A 1841-nucleotide genomic window follows, 5' to 3' on the forward strand; every position below is an offset into this window, starting at 1 on the left:
AATTCCCAATTCCCAATTCCCAATTCCCAATTCCCAATTCCCAATTCCCAATTCCCAATTCCTAATTCCTAATTCCTAATTCCCAATTCCCGTTTTATTTATCAGTCATAAGGGAGAACACAAGATGAAATTGGCTTACTGGATGTATGCAGGGCCTGCCCACATCGGCACTTTGCGAATCGCCAGCTCGTTTAAAAACGTCCATGCCATCATGCACGCCCCACTTGGCGATGACTACTTTAATGTCATGCGCTCTATGCTAGAACGGGAGAGAGATTTTACCCCAGTTACAGCCAGTGTAGTTGACCGCAACGTTTTGGCTCGCGGTTCCCAAGAGAAGGTAGTAGATAATATTACTCGCAAAGATGCTGAGGAACACCCAGATTTAATTGTGTTAACTCCTACCTGCACTTCTAGTATTTTGCAAGAAGACCTGCAAAACTTTGTAGAGCGGGCGCAGTTGGAAGCTAAAGGAGATGTGATGCTGGCAGACGTGAATCACTATCGCGTCAATGAGTTGCAAGCAGCCGATCGCACTCTACACCAAATCATCCAATTCTACATTGAGAAAGCCCGCAAAAAAGGCGAACTACCAGCAAGCAAAACCGCAGAACCATCGGTCAACATCATCGGCATTTCTACTCTTGGTTTCCACAACCATCACGACTGCACCGAACTCAAACGACTCATGGCTGACTTGGGAATTAAGGTAAACACCATAATTCCAGATGGGGCTTCGGTTCATGAAATCAAGAATATGCCAAAAGCCTGGTTTAATTTGATACCTTATCGTGAACTCGGCTCAATGGCGGCTAATTACCTAGAAGCAGAATTCGGGACGCCTTACGTAGATATTACACCAATGGGTGTTGTAGAAACTGCTCGTTGTATCCGCAAGATTCAGCAGGTAATTAATGCCCAAGGCGCTAATGTTGATTACGAAGACTTCATCAACGAGCAAACCTTGCATGTATCCCAAGCTGCTTGGTTTTCCCGTTCCATTGACTGTCAAAACCTGACTGGCAAAAAAGCTGTAGTGTTTGGCGATAACACCCACGCCGCAGCCATTACCAAGATTTTGACAAGGGAAATGGGCATTCACGTAGTTTTGGCTGGAACCTATTGCAAGTATGATGCAGATTGGTTCCGCGAACAGGTAAGCGAGTACTGTGATGAAGTATTAATTACCGACGACCATGGTGCAATTGGGGATGCGATCGCCCGTGCTGAACCCTCCGCCATCTTCGGTACGCAGATGGAACGCCATGTTGGTAAGCGATTAGACATTCCTTGTGGTGTGATTGCTGCACCCATCCACGTGCAAAACTTCCCTATCGGTTACAAACCATTCTTAGGTTATGAAGGTACCAATCAAATCACAGATTTAATCTATAATTCCTTCACTTTAGGAATGGAAGACCATCTGTTAGAAATATTTGGTGGTCATGATACCAAAGAAGTAATTACCAAAGGAATTTCTGCGGAATCTGACCTGAATTGGACAAAAGATGGCCTAGCAGAATTGAACAAAATTCCTGGTTTTGTGCGTGGTAAAGTCAAGCGTAACACTGAAAAATTTGCACGCGATCGCGGCATCAAAGATATCACAACTGAAGTGTTGTACGCTGCCAAAGAAGCCGTGGGAGCTTAGTTTCGTAGGGTGTGTTATCGCGTCGGTGTAACGCACCACCAAAGATTTGCGGTGCGTTAAAACTAACGTCCATAACGCACCATACCAAAATCTATCTTAAATAATTCGTAATTCGTAATTCGTAATTCGTAATTCATAATTCGTAATTCGTAATTCGTAATTCGTAATGACGCGACGCTCCTGTGTCGCT

The 1841-nt window shown here is 44.4% G+C and carries 1 protein-coding gene; it reads left to right on the top strand.

Features of this window, described 5'->3' with window-relative positions; all coding sequences use genetic code 11:
* The first annotated feature begins 124 nt into the window (after positions 1–124).
* Complete coding sequence (gene bchB / locus AC5JMF_RS02390) at positions 125–1651, top strand: ferredoxin:protochlorophyllide reductase (ATP-dependent) subunit B (RefSeq protein WP_495794125.1); 1527 nt, start codon at positions 125–127, stop codon at positions 1649–1651.
* The last annotated feature ends 190 nt before the right edge of the window (positions 1652–1841 follow it).

Source organism: Desmonostoc vinosum (assembly GCF_059505385.1).

Bases quoted from the DNA above. Each gene is read 5' to 3' on its own strand.
- bchB (WP_495794125.1), top strand. From the start codon at position 125: ATGAAATTGGCTTACTGGATGTATGCAGGGCCTGCCCACATCGGCACT.